The sequence below is a fragment of the Nocardiopsis sp. CNZ308 genome (genome assembly GCF_004217075.1).
The window spans coordinates 3,123,817-3,145,028 of record NZ_SHKJ01000001.1; the positions used below are offsets into that span (position 1 = coordinate 3,123,817).

The window sequence follows — 21,212 nt, forward strand, 5'->3', positions numbered from 1 at the left end:
TCGGAAGTTGTGCTCTGGATCAGTGGATACGGGGACCGGACGCGTGGGGCGCGTCCGGCCGGAGCCGGGGCGGACCACCGGCTGGCGTGAATTCCGTGAACGGGGCACGGGACTCAGGTCAGCTCCCAGAGGGCGCGCAGAGGGCCTGGCTGGGACGGGTCCGTGCGCGGGAGCGTGCGTCCGCGCGGGAGGGGACGCGTCCTAGTCGGGGGAGACCGTGGGGTCGTCGCTGGGGCCGCCGGGCACCGTGAACAGGGCCCTGGCGGCGAGCAGGACGGCGTCGGCGGAGGGCGCGGTGACGGGCGCCGCGGTGAGGTAGCCCGCGACGGCGGGGGCGGGGGCGCCGCCCCCGGAGGGCGCGGTCGAACCGGCCGTGAGCTGGTGGGCGGAGGAACCGGGAGCCGGAGCCTCGGTGTCCGAGCGCTCGCCGCGGTCCGCACCGGCGGAGGCCCCGCCGGTGTCGGCCGGGATGATCGCGCCGTGCCCGTAGACGCTGCCGTGCGCGGCCCCGGGGGCGGTGTCCTCGTCCTTGGACCTCTCGCGCGCCTCGTCCGCGGAGTCGTCTGCGTCCCGCTCCGGGGCGGGGTCGTGGGCCGCGGGGGCCACGGGGGAGAGGAGCCCCGCGTCGGCGCGGCCGTCGCGGTCGAGTCCGCGGACCAGGCTCCGTGCGCCCTCGCCCATCCCGGCGACCGGCCACGTCGCCTCGGGCAGGACGGCGGCGGTCCCGGCGGCGGTGCGCTCGGCCCCGTGTTCGAGGCGCTGGTGCACCGTGCCGAGCGTGGAGGCGACCGGCTCGGCCACCTGGCCGACGCCCTCGGGGACGACCTCGCCGAGGCGCCCGGAGCCCTCCAACCCGAGGGAGGAGGCGTCCAGGGGAACCCGGCCGGAGGAGACGCGGTCCCGGAGGCCGTGGTGCGGTGCGGTGCGCTCCGAGGAGGCGCGGTCGGGGGTTCCGGAGGTACCGGAGAAGCCGTCCGACAGCCGACCGCCGGTGAGCGGGCCCCCGTCGAGCAGGGACCGGGAGCCGCCGGCGTCAACACCGGAGTCGGCGGCGGCGGGAGCCGCGCCGAGCAGCCACAGGCCGACCAGCAGCGCCCCGACCACCAGCGGCAGCAGGAGCAGGGAGGGCGCCTCGGGGCACACGGCCGCGACGGCGCGCGTGGCGCGTGCCGTTCGGCTGGTGCGAGGCATGGGAGGGCCCTCCGGGACGTGCGGCCTGGTCCGAGCCGGGGACTGCCCCCGACCCGCGACCTGACGTTAGCACAGAGTCACAGAGGGTAGTTTGGGTTTTCCGGAACCGGGGAAGGCCGGATCAGTCCGCGGATTCGGGCCGGGCGGGTCCCCCGGGGAGCGGATCCCCGGGCTGCCCGAGTTCGCGTCGCCGCTGTTCGTCGGGGGTCCGGTCCTGTTCCCCGACCTCTTCCCCGACCTGCTCCGCGGCCTGTTTCCCGCCCCGGGAGGAGGCGCGTGACCGGGGCCGGGAACGGGCGTCGCGGACCTGGTCGACGACGAACGCGCACAGCGCCAGCCACACCAGTGCGAAGCCCAGCCAGCGTGCGGGCGGCATCTCCTCGCCCTGCACCAGCCAGCCGACGAAGAACATGATGACCGGGGCGATGTACTGGAGGATGCCGATGACGCTCAGGGGGACCTGGCGCGCGGCCACGCCGAACAGCAGCAGCGGCAGGGCGGTCACGAAACCGCTGCCGACCAGCAGGGCGGTGTGGCCCGGGGACACCGAGAACGCGGTCCCCGCACCGGTGGCCTCCAGGTGGACCACGAAGCCCAGCGCGGGCAGGAACATCACCATGGTCTCGACGGTCAGGCTCCGCACGCCGTCCAGGTCCACGTACTTCTTCACCGCGCCGTAGACGGCGAAGGTGGAGGCCATGAGCAGCGCCAGCCACGGGGTCACGCCGTAGGCGACGGTCATCACGGCCACGGCCAGGACGCCCAGGCCGACCGCCACCCACTGGAGGGTTCGCAGCCGCTCGGAGAACAGCAGCACCCCCAGACACACCGACATCAGCGGGTTGATGAAGTACGCGAGCGAGGCCTGGAGGGTCTGCTCGGCGGAGACCGCGTAGATGAACCCCCACCAGTTGACGGAGATCAGCACCGCCGCGGCGGCCACCGGCAGCAGGCGGCGGGGGCTGCGCAGCACCGAGGGGAACCAGGACCAGCCCCGTCGGGTGACGATGAGGGCGACGCACATCGCGAGCAGGGCCCACACCATGCGGTGGGCGAGGATCTCGCTGGGTTCGGAGGAGGAGAGGAGGGGCCAGTACAGGGCCGCTACGCCCCACAGGAGGAAGGCGGTTGCCCCGAGGACGACGCCACGCTTGGATTCCGGCACGTCAGCAATGGTAGGACGAATTGTCCGGAGTGTCTTCATCGCGGAAGCGGGGGCGCGCCGCCTCCGGGCCGCCGGTCGGACGGCGGGAGGGGCCGCGGAAGGACCGGTAAGACGCCGCGGTAGGAGCGGCCGGGCGCGCGGGGCGCGTCCCGTGTCGGCGGGCGCGCCGGCGACGGCCGCCGACCGCGTCCGTCCACAGGTTCGATCGCGCCCGTGCGCCGGACCGGGCCCGTGGATACCCTGGAAGGCATGTTCGGGAGAAAGACGACCATGGTCGATCCAGCACGCGCCCTGCCCGGTCGGGACACCCCGATGGACGTTCCCTTCGGGCACACGGTGCTGGGCACCGGCCTCACCCCGCCCTACCCGGAGGGCAGCCAGATCGCCGACGTGGCGATGGGCTGCTTCTGGGGTGCCGAGCGCGTGTTCTGGCGCCTGGGCCCGGAGCGGGGGATCATCACGACCGCGGTGGGCTACGCGGGCGGCTACACGCCCAACCCGACCTACGAGGAGGTGTGCTCGGGCCTGACCGGGCACACCGAGGCGGTGCGCGTGGTGTTCGACCCCGAGCGCATCTCGTACGCGGAGATCCTCAAGGTGTTCTGGGAGGGCCACGACCCGACCCAGGGCATGCGCCAGGGCAACGACGTCGGCACCCAGTACCGGTCGGCGATCCTGTACCACGACGACGCCCAGCGGATCGCGGCCGAGGCCAGCCGCGACGCCTTCCAGCCCGTGCTCACCCGCGCGGGCTACGGGCCGATCACCACCGAGATCGCGCCGCTGCGGGAGTTCTACTTCGCCGAGGACTACCACCAGCAGTACCTGTCCGACGCCAAGAACCCCAACGGCTACTGCGGCATCGACGGAACCGGCGCCAGCTGCCCGATCGGTGTGGCGCCCACCGAGTGAGCGGCGCGTCGCCCACGGAGTGGGCGGGAGGTCCTCTCGGGACCGCGTCGGCGTGACGGAGCCGCCGGGACCGCCGGGCCGCTCGGAGGCGGTGAGGGCCCCGACCGCCCCGCGCGCCCGCTCTGTCGGCGGGGCCGGGGCGGCGGGAACCCGTCCGCTACTTCACCGCGCCCGCCGACAGCCCGGACACGAGGTAGCGCTGGACCAGCATGAAGGCCACGACCACCGGCAGTGAGACCGTCACCGACGCGGCCAGCAGCTCGTTCCACAGGGTGTCGGTCTGACTGGTGTAGAGCTCCAGCCCGATGGAGAGGGTGCGGGTCTCGGTGTCGGTGAGCACCGAGGCGAACAGCACCTCCCCCCAGGCGGTGATGAACGCGAACACCCCGACGGCGAGGATGCCCGGTCGGGCCACGGGGAGGATGACCCGTACCAGGGCGCCGATCCTGCCGGTGCCGTCGATCATCGCCGCCTCCTCCAGGCCCTCGGGGATGGCGCTGAAGTACCCGGCCAGCATCCAGATCGAGAACGGCAGGGCGAAGGTCAGGTAGGTGATGATCAGCCCGGTGTAGGAGCCGGTGAACTCGATGCCGGTGAGGTCCTCCAGACGCACGAAGATCAGGAAGAGCGGCAGCAGGAACAGGATGCCGGGAAACATCTGCGTCGAGAGCACCGTCATGCTGAACAGCCGCCTGCCGCGGAAGCGCAGCCGTGACAGCGGATAGGCGGCCAGCACCGCCACCACCAGCGCCAGGGCCGTCGCCGTGGTCGTGACGATCAGGCTGTTGGTGAGGTAGCGGGCCAACGGGATCGTCGTCCACATGTCCACGTACGGCTGGAGGGTGACGCGGTCCGGAAGCCAGGTGAACACCCCCCGGACGTTCTCCAGCGGCTTCACCGAGGTCACCACCAGCACGTACAGGGGCAGCACCGTGAACACGGTGAGGAAGGTCAGGACGATCCGCCGGAACCAGCGGAACCCGCGTGTCTCATGCATTGCCGCTCCCCTTGGGCAGCACCAGTCGGACGTAGACCGCCGACGCGATGACCAGCGCGACGAGCAGCAGCACGCTCATCGCGGCGCCCAGGCCGAAGTTCCAGTTGACGAAGGAGTGCTCGTAGATCAGCGGTGAGATCAGCCGCGCGCTCTCGGGCGAGGTGTCGCCGAAGAGCAGGAAGGGGATGTTGAACTCGTTGAACGTCCACAACGTCATGACGAGCAGGACGACCGCGTTCGCCGGGCGCACCATGGGCAGCGTGATGCCGGTGAACCGCCTCCAGGTCGAGGCGCCGTCGATGGCCGCGGCCTCGTACATGTCCTCGGGGATGCTCTGCAGCGCCGCCAGCAGCATCAGGAACGCGAACGGCCACAGCCGCCACACCGACACGATCACCAGCACCCAGAAGGCGTTCTCGCCGATGAGCCAGAACGGGCGCTCGTCCAGCAGTCCCAGATCCTCCACGAGCACCCGGTTGACCATGCCGTCGCGCTGGTTGAACATGAACGCCCAGATGATCGCGGCGACGTAGACCGGCAGGGCGTAGGGCACGAGGAACAGCGTGCGCAGCACGCCGCGTCCCCGGAACTTCGTGTTCAACGCGACGGCGGCGGCCATCCCCAGCACCCACGACACGCCCACCACCAGCACGGTGTAGACGGTGGTGCGGAACAGGCTCTCGAACAGGGCGCTGCCGAGGGCGTTGCCGGGGTCGAGGCCGCGGACGAAGTTCTCCAGGCCGACCAGCGGCGCCGTCGTCCAGCGCCGGATGGTCAGCTGCGTCAGCGAGGTGAACGCGATGTAGATCCCCAGGGCCATGGGGACGATATGGACCAGCAGCTCCAGTACCGCCGCGGGCAGCACCATGCCGTAGGGCAGGAACCACCCCGGGCGGCGCGGACGCCGCCTGCCCGTTTCCTCCACGGGGCCGGTCCCGGGCGGGGCCTCGACGGCGCCGGGCCCCTGTTCTTCCGTAGTCGACATCTAGCGCCTCCATCAGACGGCCGCCCCGCCGCGGGGACGGGGCGGCCGAAGGGCCGCACCGCCTAGTTCGCGGCGTCCATCTGGGTCTCGGCCGCCTCCATGGCCTGGCGGACGTCGGCCTCGGTGACCTCGTCTCCGGTCGCCACCTGGGCGAAGAGCCCGCCGATCGCCTCGCCGAGCACCGTCTCCATCTGGCCCTCCTCGGGGATCAGCGGCATCGGCGCGGAGTGCTCGGTCAGGATCGTGCGGAAGGTCTCCATGGACTCGCTCCGCAGTTCCTCGCTGTCGTAGGCCTCGGTGGCCACCGGCAGCGTCTGGAACTCCTGGGACAGGTAGACCTGCTCCTCCGGGCTGGTCAGGTGCTCGACCAGCCGCAGAGCGCCCTCCTTGTCGTCGGTGTCGTCGAAGACGCTGATGTTGATCCCGGCCGCGTGGCTCTGGATGGGCTCGCCCGGCAGCGGGTCGAGCATCGGCACCTGGGCGACCTCGTAGTCCTCGAATCCGCGGGCGGCCATGCTGGTGCGGGCGCTGCCCTGCACGATGATCATCGCCGCGCGCCCGTCGACGAAGTCGCTGATGCCCTGGGTGCCGTCGCTGAACTCGGCGCTGCTGGGGTCGACGACCTCCTCCACGGCCATCAGGTCCACCCAGCGCTTGACCGCGGTGACCTGTTCGTCGGAGGAGAAGGAGGGTCCGTCCTCCCCCCACAGCCGTCCGCCCTGCTGCTGGCCGAGGATGAAGGCCATGTGGGAGTTCTGCCGCTCGTTGCCGCCCTCCAGCACGAACCCGTACTGGTCGACGTCGCCGTCGTCGTCGGTGTCCCTGGTCAGCTCGTCCGCGGTGTCGACGAACTCGTCCCAGGTCGCGGGCGGTTGCTCGATGCCCGCCTCCTCGAACATGGTGGGGTTGTAGAACAGCGCGTAGGACAGCCCGTAGAGCGGCACCGACGTCGGCGGCCGGCCCTCGGCGCCGCCGGTGGCGAAGCTGGTGCCGACGAAGCGCTCCTCGCCGCCCACCGCCTCCAGGTCCGCGCCCTCGTAGGGCACGAAGGCACCGGTCTCCTGGAGGCTGGCCGCCCAGGTGTTGCCGATGTTGAGCACGTCGGGGCCGTCGCCGCTGCTGACCGCGGTGAGGATGCGGTTGTACAGCTCGCTCCAGGGGATGACCTCCAGCTCGACCTCGACCCCGGTCTCCTCGGTGAAGCGGTCCAGCACGGGCTGGAGGACCTCCCGGTCCTCCTCCACGCTCGCTCCCTGGTTGCTGGCCCAGTAGGTCAGCGTCTGGTCCCCGGAATCCTCGCCGGAACCGCAGCCGGTCAGTGCCGCGGCCAGTACCAGCGCCGTCGAGGCGGACAGGAGTGCTGTGGGGGGTGTCTTCACGGCCGTCTCCGTTTCTCTGTAGGCCATGTGAGCCCGTCGTCAGCGTCGGCGGTGACGGAGCGGGCGGGTCGGACGCGCCCGTCGGTCCGTGGGCGGGGGCGTCGGGAACCCGTGGGCCACGACCGTCGCTCCGCGTGACCCGATGATCAGGTAAACCGGTTTACCTCGGCAGTGTAGGACAGATCACAGAAAGGCAGGAGGGGCAGTTGTGGAACCGTTACAAGCCTTGGACCGGCTGTCCGGACGACTTCCTCGGGCGGAGCTCACCGACGAGCACGGTCGACAGCGGCGGATCCTGCCCCTTGAGCATGTCCAGCAGGATGCGGGCCCCGACACTGCCCAGCGCGCGGTGCCTGTTGCGGACGGTCGTCAGCGGCGGTGTGACGAAGGAGGCCAGGGGGATGTCGTCGAACCCGGCCACCGCCATGTCGTCGGGGACGGTCAGACCCGCCTCCCCCAGCACGGAGTAGCCGCCTATGGCCATGAGGTCGCTGCCGTAGAAGACGGCGGTGGGGCGTTCGGCGGCGGGCCTGGCGAGGATGCGCTCCGTGGCCCGGGCCCCGCCCGCGATGGTGTAGCCGCCGTGCTCCTCCACCGGTCCCGGCTCCAGGCCGAACTCGCGCACGGCCTCCTCCCAGTGGCGCCGGCGCTGGTGCGCGTGCAGCATGTGGGGGTCGCCCTGGACGTGGGCGACGCGCCGGTGCCCCGCCTCGGCGAAGCAGCGCACCAGACCGCGGATCGCCTCCCTGGAGTCGTTGGTGACGGTGGGGAAGTCGGAGGAGCCCTCCGGCGCGCCCACCACCACGGCGGGCGCGCCCAGGCGGCGCAGCATCGCGGGACGGCCGTCGTCCGTCCGCAGGTCGGTGACCAGGAAGCCGTCGACGAAGTGGTCGTTGAACAGCCGCTCGTAGGTGGCGGCCTCGGTCCGCTCGTCGGGTACGAAGCGGATGACGGTGGCGTGCTCCTCGCCGGAGAGCACCGACTCGATACCGGACAGGAACGAGGGGAAGAACGCGTCGAAGTCGAGGATCTCGGGGGAGCGGCGCACGATCAGGCCGATGGTGCCCAGCGACTTGCCGTTGAGCGCGCGGGCGGCGTAACTCGGGCTCCAGCCCAGTTCGACCGCCGCCTGGCGGATGCGCTCACGGGTGCTGGCGCTGGTGCCGGTACCGGTGTTCAACGCCCGGGACACGGCGCCCTTGCTCACGCCCGCCCTGCGGGCGACGTCGCTGATCGTGGGGCGCTTGCGACCCGTGTTCCCGGTTGCCATGGTGACGATGGTAGTCCGCCGGGCTCCGGGGCCCGTGCCGATAACGCCTGCTACCGCGGCCTCGGAGCGTTCCGGTGCCGGGGCGTGTTCCGCGGAGCGGTGCGGCCCCGCGACCGTGCCGAACGTCCCCGTCCGCCCGGCACGCGGCCTTCCTCGCACGCGGTCTCTCGGCACGCGGCCTTCCCCGTACGCGGCCTCCCGGCGTTCGGTCCCCCGGCAGGCGGCCTCCCGGGGGAGAGCACCTCCCGAAAGCCGCCGGAGGCCGTCCGTACTAGGGTGTGCCGGTATGGACTGGACCCAGCGGCTCGGCTCCGTCAAGCGGTGGACCCGTGCCGGGGTCCGCGCCCCCCACAAGCCACTCCTGCTGCTGTACGCGCTCGCGCACCACCAGCGGAACGGCAACGCGCCCATCGTCTACAGCGAGGCCGAGGCCCGGCTCGCGCGACTCCTGCGGGAGTTCGGCCCGGCGAAACCCACCAGCCCCGGCTATCCCTTCCACCACCTGGAGACCGACGGGTTCTGGCGGGTCACGACGGTGGACGGCGAGGGGTCCCCGGGCTCGGCGGTGACCCTGCTGCGGGAGAAGGAGGCGCGGGGCAGGCTGGACCCCGGCCTGGACGCGGCCCTGAGCGACGACCCAGGCCTGGCCGCCCGCATCGCCCGCCGCCTGCTCGACGACAACTTCGCCCCCTCGCTGCACGAGGGCATCATCGCCCTCACCGGACTCCGCGTGGGCCAGGGGCCGGTCCCCGCGCCGGGGGAGGGCGGCGTCCGCGATCCCCGGTTCCGGGAGACCGTGCTGACCGCCTACGAGCACCGGTGCGCGTTCTGCGGCTACGAGGGGCGGCTGGACGGCGTGTCGGTCGGGCTGGAGGCCGCCCACATCCGCTGGTGGTCGTACGACGGCCCCAACGACCTGGACAACGGCCTGTGCCTGTGCCCGACGCACCACCTGCTGTTCGACCGCGGCGTCCTCGGGCTCACCGGCGAACTCACCGTCGCGGTGTCCCCGCGCTTCGAGGCCCGGTCCCCCGCGGCCGAGACGGTCGTCCTCTCCCTCGCCGGACGCGACCTCGTCCGCCCGGCTCCGGGAAGCCCCGCCGTCGAACCCGCCCACGTCGCCTGGCACTCCAAGCAGGTCTTCCGCGTCGCCGCCTGAGGGCCGCCGCCCCGACCGGCGCGTTCGGACCCCCGCGGGCCCCCTCCCCGAGCGCCTCGGAACGGACTGGGACGTGACCCGCATCACGCGCGTGTCCGGATTGTGTTAACACCCGCGTCACGTTCGGTCGTATTGTTCGTGCAACGCCCACCTGCGGGTTCGCCCGGCCGGGGCTTCCGCGTCCCCCGCCACGGCGCCTGGAGAACACATGATCACGTACCCCGCGCGCTTTCGACTGTCGCTCACCGGCTCCCTGTTCATCGGCTACGTGCTCCTGCTGGCACTGGCCCTGGCCGCCGTGGGCGCGCTGTGGGCCGTCCACATGGACCGGGCCACCGACCGCCACTACGCCGAGCGGGTCCTGAGCCTGGCCCGGTCCGTGGCCGTCATGCCCGAGGTCGTCGCGGGCCTGAAGTCCGCCGACCCGGCGGCCGAACTCGCACCCCTGGCCGACCGGATCGACTCCGCCACCAGCACCGAGTTCGTGGTCATCGCCTCCCCGGAGGGGATCCGCTACTCGCACCCCGACGACGAACTCATCGGCCACATCGTGTCCACCCCGCCCGGACCCGCCGCGGAGGGACGGGAGTGGACCGGCGTGCAGGAGGGGACCCGGGGACGCACCGTGCGCGCCAAGGTCCCGGTGTTCTCCAACGGCGGCTCGGTCAACGGCGGCGACGCGCGCGGAGAGGTGGTCGGCTACGTCTCCCTGGGCATCCTCGCCTCCAGCGCCGCCACCGAGGCCAGGGCCGCGGTCCCCGCCATACTGGGCACGGTGGCCGTGGTGCTGGTCCTGGGCGTGGCCGGTGCGTGGGCCCTCTCCCGCCAGGTCCGCGCCAAGACCCACGGACTCGAACCCGCCGACATCACCTCCCTGCTGGAGAGCCGCGAGGCCCTGCTGTACGCGGTCCGCGAGGGCGTGCTCGCCGTGGACGGCTCGGGCCGCCTCGTCCTGGCCAACCCGCCCGTCCGGGAGATGCTCGGCCTGCCCGAGGACGCCGAGGGCCGGGGCTTGGACGAACTCGGCCTGTCCGAGCGCGTCCGCGACATCGTCTCCGGCGCCGACCCCGGCGACGACCGCCTCCTCCTGGCGGGGCACCGCATCCTGGTCGCCAACCGGATGCCGGTCCACGTGCGCGGCCAGGACGCGGGTGCGGTCGTCACCTTCCGCGACCGCACCGAACTGGACCGGCTCACCGGCGAGCTCGACGGCGCGCGCACGGTCACCCGCGGCCTGCGCGCCCAGACACACGAGTTCGCCAACCGGGTGCACACCATCGCCGGAATGCTCGAACTCGGCGCCCACGAGGAGGCCCGCGCCTACCTCGCCGACCTGTCCGCGACGCACAGCCGAACCAGCGCGGACATCTCCCGGCACGTCGGCGACTCCGCGCTGGCCGCGCTGACCATCGCCAAGTCCGCGCAGGCCTCCGAGCTGGGCGTGGACCTGCGGCTGTCCCCCCTCACCAGCGTCCCCGCCCTGGACAGGGAGGTGCGCGCCGACGCGCTGCTCGTCCTCGGCAACCTTGTCGACAACGCGCTCGACGCGGTGGCCTCGGCCCCGCACGGGTGGGTGGAGCTGATGGTGCGGCTGCACCGGGCCGAGGGCACCGACCTGCCGCACGACCTGCTGGAGATCCGGGTGACCGACTCCGGGCACGGGGTGGCCGACGACGTGGCGGAGGAGATCTTCCGGCTCGGGTTCACCACCAAGGCGTCCCGGGACGGCGGCACGCGCGGGCTGGGCCTGGCGCTGGTCAAGCAGGTCTGCGAGGGAAGAGGGGGAAGCGTGGAGATGGAGGCGCCCGACGCCGACGAGGGCGCGGTGTTCACCGCCTGCCTGCCCCTGACGGGGGCGCGGGCGCCGCGGGGGGCGGCCCGATGATCCGCGTGCTGGTCGTGGACGACGACGTGCGGGTGGCGCGCAATCACCAGGAGCTGGTGGAGTCGCTGCCGGGGTTCACCGTGGCGGGGGTCGCGCACACGGCCGCCTCCGCCCTCACCCAGATCCGGGGGCACCAGCCCGACCTGGTGCTGCTCGACCTGCACCTGCCCGACGCCTCGGGGATTTCGGTGATGCGCGCCCTGCGCGCCGCCGCCACCAGCGCCGCGCCCCAGCGGACGGACTTCCTGATGATCACCGCCGTGCGCGACATCGGCCAGGTGCGCTCGGCCATGCACGGCGGGGCGGTCCACTACCTGCTCAAGCCGTTCCCGCTCAGCGTGCTGCGCGACCAGCTGGAGCGCTACGCCGTGGCGCGCCGGAGGATGGACGCCGACGGGGAGGCCACCCAGCAGGAGGTGGACCGGCTGTTCGGGCTGCTGCGCCCGGCCGGGGGCCGGTCGCTGCCCAAGGGGCTGACCGCGGCCACCGTGGACCTGGTGGCGGGGGTGCTGCGGGACGCGGAGGGGGACGTGTCGGCCTCGGAGGTGGCCGAGCGCGCCGGGGTGTCGCGGGTGACCGCGCGCCGCTACCTGGAGCACCTGTGCGCGGTCGGCCGGGCCGAGCTGCGCATGCGCTACGGCTCGGCGGGCCGCCCCGAACACCTCTACCGCTGGACGCCCTGAGCCTCCTCGGATTCGCCGCCGATGTGCTTCCTCCACGGGCCGTCGGCCACCAGCCAGTGCGGCACGAGCCTGAGAGAGAAAGGAAAATCGGTCTCGAAGACGTCCTCGCCGTGGACCTGGACGACCTCCTGGTAGCAGCCGTCCTCCAGACGGAGTTCGACGAGCCCGACCTTGTCGGCGAGGGGGTTGATGATCCAGTAGGAGGGGATGCCGAACGCCGCGTATTCGTGGCGCTTGGTGTGGTTGTCCCGTAGGACGCTCTCCGGGGAGACGATCTCCACGGCGAGAACGGGGGGAACGTCGAAGTAGCCCTGCGACGGCAACTCGCAGTCGAAGACCGCCAGATCAGGAATGCGGTGATGAGTTCGTTCGGCGTTCAGGTCGATGCCAGGGCCCTCACCGATCTCCAGTTCGTCCGGAGCCACGTTACCGAGATGAAAACCCAGGCGGTAGGAAACGCGGGTGCGCGGGGGTTTGGGGGCTGGCGACACGTCAAGCCGCCCGTCGACCAGCTCGTACCGCCGTCCGTCGTCCGGCGTGTTCTCCAGGTCGTCCACGGTCAGGCGTCGTTCGGGTGCTTCCGGGTGCCTGGTAGTCATGACCAGCATCATGCCTCCTCGTCTTCATGAGGGCCAGTATTGTGACGCACGCTCGGTTACCGGGGGGTTTCACAGAGAAATCCTCGCAAGGGTGTCCGAGAACCGCCCTGACACCTGGCCCCTTACCCCCTGGAAGTGTCGGTGGCCCGTGTCACACTCGTCCCATGTTGGACCACCTCGGAATCCAGGTCAGTGACCCCGCGGCCAGCGCCGCCTTCTACGACGCGGTCCTCGCCCCGCTGGGCGCCCGCCGCATCCTCGACTACGGCGAGAACGTCGGCTACGGCATCTCCGACCCCGACTTCTGGATCGGACCCGCGTCCGCGCCCGGTGGGGCCCGCGAGTCGCACTTCGCCTTCACCGCGCCCGACCGGGCGGCGGTGGACGCCTTCTTCGCCGCGGCCGTCGCGGCGGGCGCGGAGGTGCTCCACGAGCCGAAGGTCTGGCCGGAGTACCACGAGCACTACTACGGCGCGTTCGTCCGCGACCCGGACGGCAACAACGTCGAGGCCGTCGCGCACGCGCCCGCCTGACCGGTCCGGCCTGGAGCACGCCACGCCATCGCGCGGGCGGCCGCGGACCGGTTCGCGCCGCCCGCCCGAGCACACCACCGGGGCCCGGGCGGCGGGAACGGCGGAGGCCTCCACGGGCCTCCGCCGTCCCGGCCGTCCCGAGGCTTCCTAGCGGGCACCGACGGCGCGCCTGCCCGTGGCCGCCTCCGCCGCCGCGACCGCGCTGTTGAGCGACACCTCGCCCAGGAGACCGGGCGCCGCCACCGCGTCACCCGCCAGGTAGACGCCGTCGCCCCGGTCCACGGCCGGGCGGTCCCGCCACGTGCGGCCCGGCAGGTCCAGCGCGCCCGTGCGCCCGCGCGCCACCTGGTCGCGCCGCCACGTCACCCGCTCCCGCCACCCCGGCAGGGACAGGTCCAGGAACCGCTCCAGCCGCTCGGCGACCCCCGCCCGGGACTCACCCGGCCGCACCGGCAGCTGCGCCTGGACCAGCTCCTCGCCCCCGGGGGCGAGCGTGCGGTCCACCAGCGAGTAGCGCTCCAGGAAGCCGCACTCGTCGGCGTCGAAGACGATGAAGGGGTCCCGGCCGCGCCGCAGCCCCAGGTCCACCATGAGGGCGTGCCCGCTCTCCCACTCCAGCGAGTCGTCGCCGAGCAGCGCGCGGGCCGAGGCCAGCGACGTCGCGACGATGGCCGGGGTACCCGGGAGCGCGTCCACCCGCTCGCCGGTCCCCACGCGCACCCCCATCTCCCGGGCCCGTCCGGCCAACCGCTCCACCAGCGAGGACCAGCCGCCGACCAGGTACTTCGGTGAGGGCCAGCCGGGATTGGCGACCCGCAGGAACCGCTCCCAGACGAACGCGGCCGACAACCGCGACGGGTCGGAGTCGAACAGCGCCACGCCCATCATGTTCGCGGCCACGCGCGCGGGCTCCGCACCGAGCGCCTCCCGCGCCCACGAACCGAAGTCCCGGTCGTGCGGAGCGCGCAGCCGCCGCCGCGCGGCGGCCCGGAGCAGGGCGACCGGCGGCGCTCCCACACGCCCCCGGTCGCGCACGCGCACCCGGGGCACGGCGCGCGCGGGGAAGGGCAGGTGGGGCGGGAGCAGGTCGCGCTCGGCCAGCCAGGCGAACAGCGGGCCGTCGCCGTACAGCACGTGCGGCCCCTCGTTGGCCGTGTACGGCGGTTCGGTGGAGCGCGCACGCCCGCCCAGGGTCCGGTGCGCCTCCAGCAGGGTGACGTTCGCGCCCCTCTCGGCGCTGGCGATGGCCGCGGTCAGTCCGGCGAGCCCACCGCCCACAACGGTGATGTCCATGCCCCTAGGACGGTTCGGGCGCCCGCAGACGTGACATCTTGTCGGGATTGACCACGAGGTACACGTGCCGCACACGGTCCTCGGTGATGTCCAGGGACAGCAGCGCGACCACCCTGTCCCCGACGGAGACGACCGCCGCCGGTCCGCCGTTGACCTCGGTGACCGCCGACCGCGGCTCCTGCGCGCCGTCCAGGCCCGCGGAGACGAGGAAGCGCTCCGCGTTGCGCGGCCGCGCCAGCACGGACAGGAACCGGCCGACCCTCGCCGCGCCCTCCAGGATCCGGTGGGGCGCCCTGGTCCGGCCGCCGCTGTCGCTGACCAGCGTGACGTCGTCGGCCAGCAGGCCGGTCAGCCCCTTCAGGTCGCCCTCCAGGCAGGCTCCCAGGAAGCGCTCGGTGATCCGCCGCCGCACGGCCCGGTCGGCCTCGAACCGGGGGCGCCTGTCGCGTACGTGCTCGCGCGCCCGCCGGGCGAGCTGGCGGGTGGCGGCCTCCTCCCGGCTGATCACCGCGCCGATCTCGGCGTAGGGCATCTGGAAGGCCTCGCGCAGCACGAAGACGGCGCGTTCCAGCGGACTGAGGGTCTCCAGGACCACCAGCAGCGCGAACTCCACCGAGTCCGCGAGTTCGGCGTGCTCGGCCCCGCCGGGGACGTCGCTGACCGGCTCGGGCAGCCAGTCGCCCACGTAGGACTCCCGCCGGGACCGGACGCTGCGCAACCGGTCGATGGCCAGCCGGGAGGTGACGGTGACCAGGTAGGCGCGCGGGTCCTCCACCGCGGCCGGATCGACGGAGGACCAGCGCAGCCAGGCCTCCTGGACGGCGTCCTCCGCGTCGGAGGCGCTGCCGAGGATGCGGTAGGCGACACCGGTCAGCAGGGAGCGGTGCTCTTCGAAGACATCGGTGGTCATGACAGGCAGACGTACCAGCTCCGGCCGTACGTGACATCCCCGGGCGCGCAACCGGTCCTCCCGGCCGGCGGACGGGGCGGCGGGGCCCGCGCGGGGAGATCCGCCGGCCCATCCTCCCCGAAGGGGGGAGGAGTGGCTGTAGCGTGGCGCGGTCAGAGCGCGGACGAGGAGGAGGCAGCCGCTGTGTACCGACTGCGCGGGTGGGAGCCGGGGGACGCCGACCGGGTGCTGGAGGCCTTCGCCGAGCCGGAGCTGGCCTGGCAGTCGCCCGAGGTCCCCGACACCCCGGAACTGGCCGCCGCGTGGATCGACCGTCAGCGCGTCCGGGCGGAGGAGGGCACGGCCTTCGGTTTCGCGGTCGTCGAGGACGGCGGGCCGGTGCTGGGACACGTCCAGGTCGACGTGACCAGCAGAGCCCACGACACCGGCTGGGTCTCCTACTGGACCCTGGCCGAGGCGCGGGGCCGGGGCGTGGCCACGGCCGCGACGCTGCTGGTGAGCGAGTACGCCTTCGCCGAGGCGGGCCTGTTCCGGCTGGAGCTGGGGCACCGGTTGAACAACCCGGCATCGTGCCTGGTGGCGCGCCGGTCGGGGTTCCGGCCGGAGGGGATCGAACGGCGCAAGCTGCGCTACGGCGCGGAGCGCTTCGACACGGGCGCGCACGCCCGGCTGGCCACCGACCCGGTGGAGGGCGTCGACCCGCGGCCCTGCGCGTCCTGAGCGCCCTGTCCGCCACAGGCACAGAACGCGGGGCGCGGCGTGCGCCGTGCCCCGCGTCCACCCCCACAGAAGGTCGTGCGCAAGAGGTTCGTCGTGTCGACGGCTTAGTCCTCGACGGAGATGCCGCTCGTGCTGGTGCCGGAGGCCACGTTGCAGTCGCCGCCCAGCTCGAAGCCGGTGAAGGCCAGCACGTTGGCGCAGATCGGCACGGTGACGTTCTGGATGTTGGCGTTGTTGTCGGCGGCGGCGGTGCCGGACATGGCGCCCAGGGCGAGGCCGGTGGCGAGGATGAGGCCGGAGACGGAGGCGAAGCGCTTCATGGTGTTGGTCCTTTTCGGTTCGTGGTGTGATCGTTGGTGCTGACGGGACCCGTGGATCCCGCTGTGACCGAGCCGGGTGCGAGGGCGGGCCGGTCCTAGTCGTTGACGGAGATGCCCTTCGTGGACTCCCAGTCGATGACGTTGCAGTCGCTGCCGCTGACGCCGGAGGCCGCGAGGACGTCCAGGCAGATCGGGATGGTCACGTTCTGCACGTCGGCGTTGTTGTCGGCGGCAGCGGTCCCGGTGAAGGCACCGAACGCGAGGCCGGTGGCGAGGACGAATCCGGAAACCTTGGCAATACGGGACATTCTTCTTACCTTTCGGAAGTTCAAAACAGGGTGGCTGCATCCGCCGGAATTAACTTAGCGTAGTCACGGACGTGCTTGGAGTACTTTCAGGGAAGAATCCAGAGTTTCCCTGGAGTTTCTTCGGCTTCGGGGTAGGCATGCCGGACATATCGTCGCTTCGTCGGGTGAAGGTTTTATCCAGCCGAAAGCAGGGTCATCGGCGATGACCGTCGAATACATCGGAACCCGGATTTGTCCGATATCAGGCGCACGAAAAAGGCCCGCACGGTCTGACCGTGCGGGCCCTTCGCTCGACCGCGGGGCTACCAGCCCTGCTGCTGCCCGTATCCCGGATACTGCTGCCCGTACCCGGGCTGCTGGCCGTAGCCCGGCTGCTGCCCGTACCCGGGGTACTGCTGCTGGTCGTATCCCGGGTACTGCTGCTGCCCGTATCCGGGCTGCTGGCCGTACCCCGCGTACGGGTCCTGCGGCTGCGCGCCCGTCGGCGGGTGCGGGTAGGCGTGCTGCTGGCCCGAGGGCTCCTGGTGGTGCTGCTGTTCGGCCTTGGCGGCGTCGTCCTTCTTGCTGTCGGGGTCCGGACGGAAGATGAACAGACGGGCGGGCTTGTCACCCTCGTCGCCCGGGGTGATCAGGTCCAGCCGCCACCCGGCCTCCTCGATCCCCTCCAGGATGCGCGTCAGCCCGGGGCGCAGCTTGCTGGAGGCCTCGTCGTAGGCGTTCACCTCCAGCTGGATGATGAACATCCGGCGCTTCTGCTGCGCGGCGACCTTGGCGTGCTCGACGACCGTGCTGTCCCTCACGACCTGCGTGACGCTCATGAATAACCGTACCCATCTGCTCTGCGTGGAGCTTGCCGTACTCGTCGGGCTGACACCCGGTCATCCGCGTCCACCGTGGCGGGGCTCCGCCGGGCTCCGCAACCATCATGCCCCCTGGAGGCACATCTGGCCACAGAGAGCCGCGGGCACCCCCTCAGGAGGGGGCGGCAGCGGCGCGGACGGCCTCGGCGACGGGTGTCTCCCCGTTCACCAGGTTGAGAACCCTGCCGACCGTTCCCGGTTCGTCCAGAAGGGCGACGATCACCGAGGCCACGTCGTCACGGGTCACCGCGTCGCGCTCGACCTCCCCTCCCAGCTCCACCCTGCCGGTGCCCGGGTCGTCGGTCAGCCGGCCCGGGCGCAGGATCGTCCAGTCCAGCTCCAGGTCGCGCTCGCGCAGGTCGGCGTCGGCGGCGCGCTTGGCCTCCACGTACGCCGCCCACGTCTCGTCGGTGCCCTCCGGCACGGGTTCGTCCACGCCGATGGCCGACACCTGGACCAGGCGGCGCGTGCCCGCCAGGGAGGCCGCGTCGGCGGTCAGCACGGCGGCCTTGTGGTCGACGGTCGCCTTGCGGGCGGCGCCGCTGCCCGGGCCCGCGCCCGCGGCGAACACGACGGCGTCCGCGTTCATGAGTTTCTCCGTCAGCTCGGTGACGGTGGCCTTCTCCAGGTCGATCACGACCGGTTCGGCACCGGCGTCGACGACGTCCTGGGTGTGGTCCGGGTTGCGGATGAGGGCGACGGGCTCGTCACCTCGGTCGGCCAGCTGCCTGGCCAGCCGCAGCGCGATCTTCCCGTGTCCTCCGGCGATGACGATACGCATGGGGGAGAGCGTATGCCCTCCTGGCGCGGTCGGCGGGGTGGTGCGCCTGTCCGCCGTGTCACACACGGCCGCCCGGCGCGTCCGGGCCCCCGCCAGCGGCGCGGGGCCCGTGCCGCACGGACCCCGACGGGCCCGGGCCCCGCACCCCGGCGGGGCCCGGACACGGCCCTACTCCACTCTCCAGGTGTCCCCGCTGGCCAGCAGGGCGGCCAGCTCGCCGGCGCCGCGCTCGGCGCGCGCGTCGGCCACCTGCTCGTTCACCAGCTCGTCGTAGGCCGGGCGGCGCACGTCCCGCAGCACCCCGATCGGCACGTGCTCGAACGCGGGCTGGTCCAGGCGCGACAGCGCGAACGCGTACCCCGGGTCCTCCCGGTGCGCGTCGTGCCGCAGCAGCCGGTCCTCTCCCACCGAGTCCACGTCCACGACCTCCAGGCCGCCGAACTCCCCGGCGACCACGCCCCGGTCCGGGCCCAGCCGCAGCGGCTCGCCGTGCTCCAGGCGCAGCAGCCGGACGTCCCGCGCCGCAGGGTCCTTCAGCGGCTCGAACGCGTCGTCGTTGAAGATCGGGCAGTTCTGGTAGATCTCCACGAACGACGCGCCGGGGTGGTCGGCCGCCGCCCGCAGCACCGACGTGAGGTGCTTGCGGTCGGAGTCGATCGTGCGGGCCACGAACGTGGCCTCCGCGCCCAGCGCCAGCGACAGCGGGTTGAACGGGTGGTCCAGCGACCCCACCGGCGAGGACTTGGTGATCTTGCCCGGCTCGGAGGTGGGGGAGTACTGGCCCTTGGTCAGCCCGTAGATCCGGTTGTTGAACAGCAGGATGTTGATGTTGACGTTGCGGCGCAGCGCGTGGACGAGGTGGTTGCCGCCGATGGACAGCCCGTCGCCGTCACCGGTCACCACCCACACCGACAGGTCCGGGCGGCTGGTGGCCAGCCCGGTCGCGATCGCCGGGGCGCGCCCGTGGATCGAGTGCATGCCGTACGTGCTCAGGTAGTACGGGAAGCGCGAGGAGCAGCCGATGCCCGACACCATCACGACGTTCTCGCGCGGTACGCCCAGCTCGGGCAGGAAGGACTGGAAGGCGGCCAGGATCGCGTAGTCGCCGCAGCCCGGGCACCAGCGCACCTCCTGGTCGGACTTGAAGTCCTTCATCTTGTACGCGGTGTCGGTCCTGGGCACCAGGCGCAGCCCGCCCAGGGCCTCCGGGACCCCGTGGACGTGGCCGTTCGCGCCGGGACCCGTCACGTTCTCAGTCACGGTCGATGACCTCCTGAAGCACGCCCGCGAGCTCCTCGGCCTTGAAGGGCAGGCCGCGGACCTTGTTGTAGCCGATGACGTCGACCAGGTACCTGCCGCGCAGCAGCAGGGACAGCTGGCCCAGGTTGATCTCGGGGACCACCACCCGCTCGTACCGGTGGAGGACCGTGCCGAGGTTGGCAGGGAACGGGTTGAGGTGGCGCAGGTGCGCCTGCGCCACCCGGCCGCCCGCGCGGCGCACGCGGCGCACCGCCGCGGTGATCGACCCGTACGTGCCGCCCCAGCCGAGGACCAGCACGTCCGCCTCCCCGCCGGGGTCGTCCACCGCCAACTCGGGGACGTCGCGGGCGATCGCGTCGATCTTGGCCTGGCGCGTGCGGACCATCAGGTCGTGGTTGGCGGGCGTGTACGAGATGTCGCCGCTCTGCGCGTGCTTCTCGATACCGCCGATCCGGTGCTCCAGCCCCGCCGTGCCCGGCACCGCCCACGGGCGGGCCAGCGTCTCCTCGTCGCGCAGGTAGGGCAGGAAGGTCCCGTCCGGTCCGTTGGGCCCGGTCGCGAAGGCCGGGTCGATCCGCGGCAGCTCCGAGACCTCCGGCAACCGCCACGGCTCCGAACCGTTGGCCAGGTACCCGTCGGAGAGCACCACCACCGGCGTGCGGTAGCGCACCGCGATCCGCACGGCCTCCAGCGCGGCGTCGAAGCAGTCCGCGGGGGAGGCGGGCGCCACCACGGGCACCGGCGACTCGCCGTTGCGCCCGTACAGGGCCATGAGCAGGTCGGTCTGCTCGGTCTTGGTGGGCATGCCGGTGCTCGGACCGGCCCGCTGCACGTCCACGATGACCAGCGGCAGCTCGGTCATCACCGCCAGCCCCACCGTCTCCTGCTTGAGCACCATGCCCGGACCCGAGGTGGTGGTCACGCCCAGGGAGCCGCCGAAGGCCGCGCCCAGGGCGGCGCCCACACCGGAGATCTCGTCCTCGGCCTGGAACGTGCGCACACCGAACCGCTTGTGCCGGGACAGCTCGTGCAGGATGTCCGACGCCGGGGTGATCGGGTACGAGCCCAGGAACAGGGGCAGCCCCGACCGCTCGGAACCGGCGATCAGCCCGTAGGCGGTGGCCAGGTTGCCGGTGATGTTGCGGTAGGTCCCCGCCGGGAGCCGCGCGGGCTTGATCTCGTAGGAGACCGCGAAGTCCTCGGTGGTCTCGCCGAAGTTCCACCCCGCCTGGAACGCGGTCAGGTTCGCGGCCAGGATGTCCGGCTTGGCGGCGAACTTCGACTTCAGGAACGAGGTCGTCCCCTCCGTCGGCCGGTTGTACATCCACGACAGCAGGCCCAGGGCGAACATGTTCTTGGCCCGCTGCGCGTCCTTCTTGGAGATGTCGGCGCCGGAGAGCGCCTCCACCGTCATGGACGTCAGCGGCACCGCGCTCACCTTGAACGCGTCCAGCGTCCCGTCCGTCAGCGGGTCGGCCGTGTACCCGACCTTGGCCAGGCTGCGCTTGGTGAACTCGTCGGTGTTGACGATCACGGTGGCGCCCCGGGGCAGGTCGCCCAGGTTGGCCTTGAGGGCCGCGGGGTTCATCGCCACCAGCACGTCCGGGGCGTCCCCCGGGGTCATGATGTCGTGGTCGGCGAAGTGCAGCTGGAAGCTGGACACCCCGGGCAGGGTTCCGGCGGGAGCGCGGATCTCCGCGGGGAAGTTCGGCAGGGTGGACAGGTCGTTGCCGAACGACGCCGTCTCCTGCGTGAAGCGGTCACCGGTCAGCTGCATGCCGTCGCCGGAGTCCCCGGCGAAGCGGATGATGACGCGGTCGAGCTGTTCGATCTGTTTGGCCACTGAGATCGACGACCTCCTTGGTGAGCCGCCGGTCGTGACGGGCGGCGGCGCTCGGGTGTCGCCCCCGACCGGACCGCACCGTCGCGGGCCGGGTGCCTGGTTCGGGGACGTGGGGACAGCGTTCGCGGCCCTCGCGAGCGCCGGGTGCGCCAACCCGGT

General features: G+C 72.4%; 21 protein-coding genes. 6 read left to right on the top strand and 15 right to left on the bottom strand.

Annotated features, from left to right (window positions below; translation table 11 throughout):
• Positions 1–201: 201 nt before the first annotated feature.
• Positions 202–1,191 (bottom strand): flagellar associated protein, encoded by a 990-nt coding sequence (locus tag EV372_RS13635; protein WP_130396310.1) that lies wholly within the window; start codon positions 1,189–1,191, stop codon positions 202–204.
• Positions 1,192–1,312: 121 nt separating this feature from the next.
• Positions 1,313–2,356: an EamA family transporter RarD gene (gene rarD / locus EV372_RS13640; RefSeq protein WP_130396311.1), complete on the bottom strand. Its 1,044-nt coding sequence runs from the start codon at positions 2,354–2,356 to the stop codon at positions 1,313–1,315.
• A gap of 249 nt (positions 2,357–2,605) precedes the next feature.
• Between rarD and msrA the strand changes: the two genes are divergently transcribed.
• On the top strand, positions 2,606–3,268 hold the full coding sequence (gene msrA, locus EV372_RS13645) for a peptide-methionine (S)-S-oxide reductase MsrA (protein ID WP_130396312.1): 663 nt from the start codon (positions 2,606–2,608) through the stop codon (positions 3,266–3,268).
• Between the two features lie 157 nt (positions 3,269–3,425).
• On the opposite strand, the gene EV372_RS13650 is transcribed toward msrA, so the two are convergent.
• From EV372_RS13650 to EV372_RS13665, 4 genes are all read right to left on the bottom strand, one after another.
• Entirely contained in the window at positions 3,426–4,265 is an 840-nt protein-coding gene (locus tag EV372_RS13650; protein ID WP_130396313.1) for a carbohydrate ABC transporter permease, read from the bottom strand.
• Positions 4,258–5,250 (bottom strand): carbohydrate ABC transporter permease, encoded by a 993-nt coding sequence (locus tag EV372_RS13655; protein ID WP_130396314.1) that lies wholly within the window; start codon positions 5,248–5,250, stop codon positions 4,258–4,260. Before EV372_RS13655 ends, EV372_RS13650 begins: the two co-directional genes overlap by 8 nt.
• Positions 5,251–5,312: 62 nt before the next feature.
• Positions 5,313–6,629: an ABC transporter substrate-binding protein gene (locus tag EV372_RS13660; protein WP_130396315.1), complete on the bottom strand. Its 1,317-nt coding sequence runs from the start codon at positions 6,627–6,629 to the stop codon at positions 5,313–5,315.
• 217 nt (positions 6,630–6,846) lie between these two features.
• The gene (locus EV372_RS13665) at positions 6,847–7,899 is read right to left on the bottom strand and encodes a LacI family DNA-binding transcriptional regulator (RefSeq protein WP_130396316.1); all 1,053 of its coding nucleotides are present in this window, start codon (positions 7,897–7,899) and stop codon (positions 6,847–6,849) included.
• A 286-nt stretch (positions 7,900–8,185) separates the two neighbouring features.
• Between EV372_RS13665 and EV372_RS13670 the strand changes: the two genes are divergently transcribed.
• The 3 genes from EV372_RS13670 (at position 8,186) to EV372_RS13680 (ending at position 11,626) form a co-directional block, all read left to right on the top strand.
• Positions 8,186–9,058 carry a phosphorothioated DNA-binding restriction endonuclease gene (locus tag EV372_RS13670; protein ID WP_130396317.1) on the top strand — a complete coding sequence of 291 codons (873 nt, stop codon included), beginning with the start codon at positions 8,186–8,188 and terminating at the stop codon, positions 9,056–9,058.
• Positions 9,059–9,266: 208 nt separating this feature from the next.
• On the top strand, positions 9,267–10,943 hold the full coding sequence (locus EV372_RS13675; RefSeq protein ID WP_130396318.1) for an ATP-binding protein: 1,677 nt from the start codon (positions 9,267–9,269) through the stop codon (positions 10,941–10,943).
• Positions 10,940–11,626: a response regulator gene (locus EV372_RS13680; RefSeq protein WP_130396319.1), complete on the top strand. Its 687-nt coding sequence runs from the start codon at positions 10,940–10,942 to the stop codon at positions 11,624–11,626. The genes EV372_RS13675 and EV372_RS13680 overlap by 4 nt, the downstream gene beginning before the upstream one ends.
• Here the strand turns inward: EV372_RS13680 and EV372_RS13685 are convergent.
• Entirely contained in the window at positions 11,608–12,225 is a 618-nt protein-coding gene (locus tag EV372_RS13685) for a Uma2 family endonuclease (RefSeq protein WP_130396320.1), read from the bottom strand. The genes EV372_RS13680 and EV372_RS13685 overlap by 19 nt on opposite strands.
• Before the next feature lie 164 nt (positions 12,226–12,389).
• Here EV372_RS13685 and EV372_RS13690 point away from each other — a divergent pair, with 164 nt between their 5' ends.
• Positions 12,390–12,758 carry a VOC family protein gene (locus tag EV372_RS13690; protein WP_130396321.1) on the top strand — a complete coding sequence of 123 codons (369 nt, stop codon included), beginning with the start codon at positions 12,390–12,392 and terminating at the stop codon, positions 12,756–12,758.
• Between the two features lie 147 nt (positions 12,759–12,905).
• Here EV372_RS13690 and EV372_RS13695 read toward each other — a convergent pair whose 3' ends face one another.
• Positions 12,906–14,051, bottom strand: a complete 1,146-nt coding sequence (locus tag EV372_RS13695) for an FAD-dependent oxidoreductase (protein WP_130396322.1) — start codon at positions 14,049–14,051, stop codon at positions 12,906–12,908.
• 4 nt (positions 14,052–14,055) lie between these two features.
• A complete protein-coding gene (gene sigJ, locus EV372_RS13700; protein ID WP_130396323.1) occupies positions 14,056–14,961 on the bottom strand; it encodes an RNA polymerase sigma factor SigJ in 906 nt (301 codons plus the stop codon).
• A gap of 183 nt (positions 14,962–15,144) precedes the next feature.
• Between sigJ and EV372_RS13705 the strand changes: the two genes are divergently transcribed.
• Complete coding sequence (locus tag EV372_RS13705; protein ID WP_130398915.1) at positions 15,145–15,681, top strand: GNAT family N-acetyltransferase; 537 nt, start codon at positions 15,145–15,147, stop codon at positions 15,679–15,681.
• 104 nt (positions 15,682–15,785) lie between these two features.
• On the opposite strand, the gene EV372_RS13710 is transcribed toward EV372_RS13705, so the two are convergent.
• The 6 genes from EV372_RS13710 to EV372_RS13735 all read right to left on the bottom strand — a co-directional run bounded on the left by EV372_RS13710 (position 15,786) and on the right by EV372_RS13735 (position 21,053).
• Positions 15,786–16,001, bottom strand: coding sequence for a hypothetical protein (locus EV372_RS13710; RefSeq protein ID WP_130396324.1), 216 nt, complete (start codon positions 15,999–16,001; stop codon positions 15,786–15,788).
• Positions 16,002–16,096: 95 nt separating this feature from the next.
• Positions 16,097–16,309 carry a hypothetical protein gene (locus EV372_RS13715; RefSeq protein ID WP_013156073.1) on the bottom strand — a complete coding sequence of 71 codons (213 nt, stop codon included), beginning with the start codon at positions 16,307–16,309 and terminating at the stop codon, positions 16,097–16,099.
• Positions 16,310–16,611: 302 nt separating this feature from the next.
• Positions 16,612–17,127, bottom strand: coding sequence for a hypothetical protein (locus EV372_RS13720; protein ID WP_130396325.1), 516 nt, complete (start codon positions 17,125–17,127; stop codon positions 16,612–16,614).
• 154 nt (positions 17,128–17,281) lie between these two features.
• Entirely contained in the window at positions 17,282–17,950 is a 669-nt protein-coding gene (locus tag EV372_RS13725) for an SDR family oxidoreductase (RefSeq protein WP_130396326.1), read from the bottom strand.
• A gap of 168 nt (positions 17,951–18,118) precedes the next feature.
• The gene (locus EV372_RS13730; RefSeq protein WP_130396327.1) at positions 18,119–19,210 is read right to left on the bottom strand and encodes a 2-oxoacid:ferredoxin oxidoreductase subunit beta; all 1,092 of its coding nucleotides are present in this window, start codon (positions 19,208–19,210) and stop codon (positions 18,119–18,121) included.
• The gene (locus EV372_RS13735; RefSeq protein ID WP_130396328.1) at positions 19,203–21,053 is read right to left on the bottom strand and encodes a 2-oxoacid:acceptor oxidoreductase subunit alpha; all 1,851 of its coding nucleotides are present in this window, start codon (positions 21,051–21,053) and stop codon (positions 19,203–19,205) included. The genes EV372_RS13730 and EV372_RS13735 overlap by 8 nt, the downstream gene beginning before the upstream one ends.
• Positions 21,054–21,212: the final 159 nt, after the last annotated feature.

Coding starts and splice junctions, on each gene's coding strand:
- EV372_RS13725 (WP_130396326.1), bottom strand. CDS start 17,950: ATGCGTATCGTCATCGCCGGAGGACACGGGAAGATCGCGCTGCGGCTG.
- EV372_RS13690 (WP_130396321.1), top strand. CDS start 12,390: ATGTTGGACCACCTCGGAATCCAGGTCAGTGACCCCGCGGCCAGCGCC.
- EV372_RS13695 (WP_130396322.1), bottom strand. CDS start 14,051: ATGGACATCACCGTTGTGGGCGGTGGGCTCGCCGGACTGACCGCGGCC.
- EV372_RS13715 (WP_013156073.1), bottom strand. CDS start 16,309: ATGTCCCGTATTGCCAAGGTTTCCGGATTCGTCCTCGCCACCGGCCTC.
- EV372_RS13720 (WP_130396325.1), bottom strand. CDS start 17,127: ATGAGCGTCACGCAGGTCGTGAGGGACAGCACGGTCGTCGAGCACGCC.
- EV372_RS13635 (WP_130396310.1), bottom strand. CDS start 1,191: ATGCCTCGCACCAGCCGAACGGCACGCGCCACGCGCGCCGTCGCGGCC.
- EV372_RS13670 (WP_130396317.1), top strand. CDS start 8,186: ATGGACTGGACCCAGCGGCTCGGCTCCGTCAAGCGGTGGACCCGTGCC.
- msrA (WP_130396312.1), top strand. CDS start 2,606: ATGTTCGGGAGAAAGACGACCATGGTCGATCCAGCACGCGCCCTGCCC.
- EV372_RS13710 (WP_130396324.1), bottom strand. CDS start 16,001: ATGAAGCGCTTCGCCTCCGTCTCCGGCCTCATCCTCGCCACCGGCCTC.
- EV372_RS13650 (WP_130396313.1), bottom strand. CDS start 4,265: ATGCATGAGACACGCGGGTTCCGCTGGTTCCGGCGGATCGTCCTGACC.
- EV372_RS13665 (WP_130396316.1), bottom strand. CDS start 7,899: ATGGCAACCGGGAACACGGGTCGCAAGCGCCCCACGATCAGCGACGTC.
- EV372_RS13685 (WP_130396320.1), bottom strand. CDS start 12,225: ATGACTACCAGGCACCCGGAAGCACCCGAACGACGCCTGACCGTGGAC.
- sigJ (WP_130396323.1), bottom strand. CDS start 14,961: ATGACCACCGATGTCTTCGAAGAGCACCGCTCCCTGCTGACCGGTGTC.
- EV372_RS13675 (WP_130396318.1), top strand. CDS start 9,267: ATGATCACGTACCCCGCGCGCTTTCGACTGTCGCTCACCGGCTCCCTG.
- EV372_RS13680 (WP_130396319.1), top strand. CDS start 10,940: ATGATCCGCGTGCTGGTCGTGGACGACGACGTGCGGGTGGCGCGCAAT.
- EV372_RS13655 (WP_130396314.1), bottom strand. CDS start 5,250: ATGTCGACTACGGAAGAACAGGGGCCCGGCGCCGTCGAGGCCCCGCCC.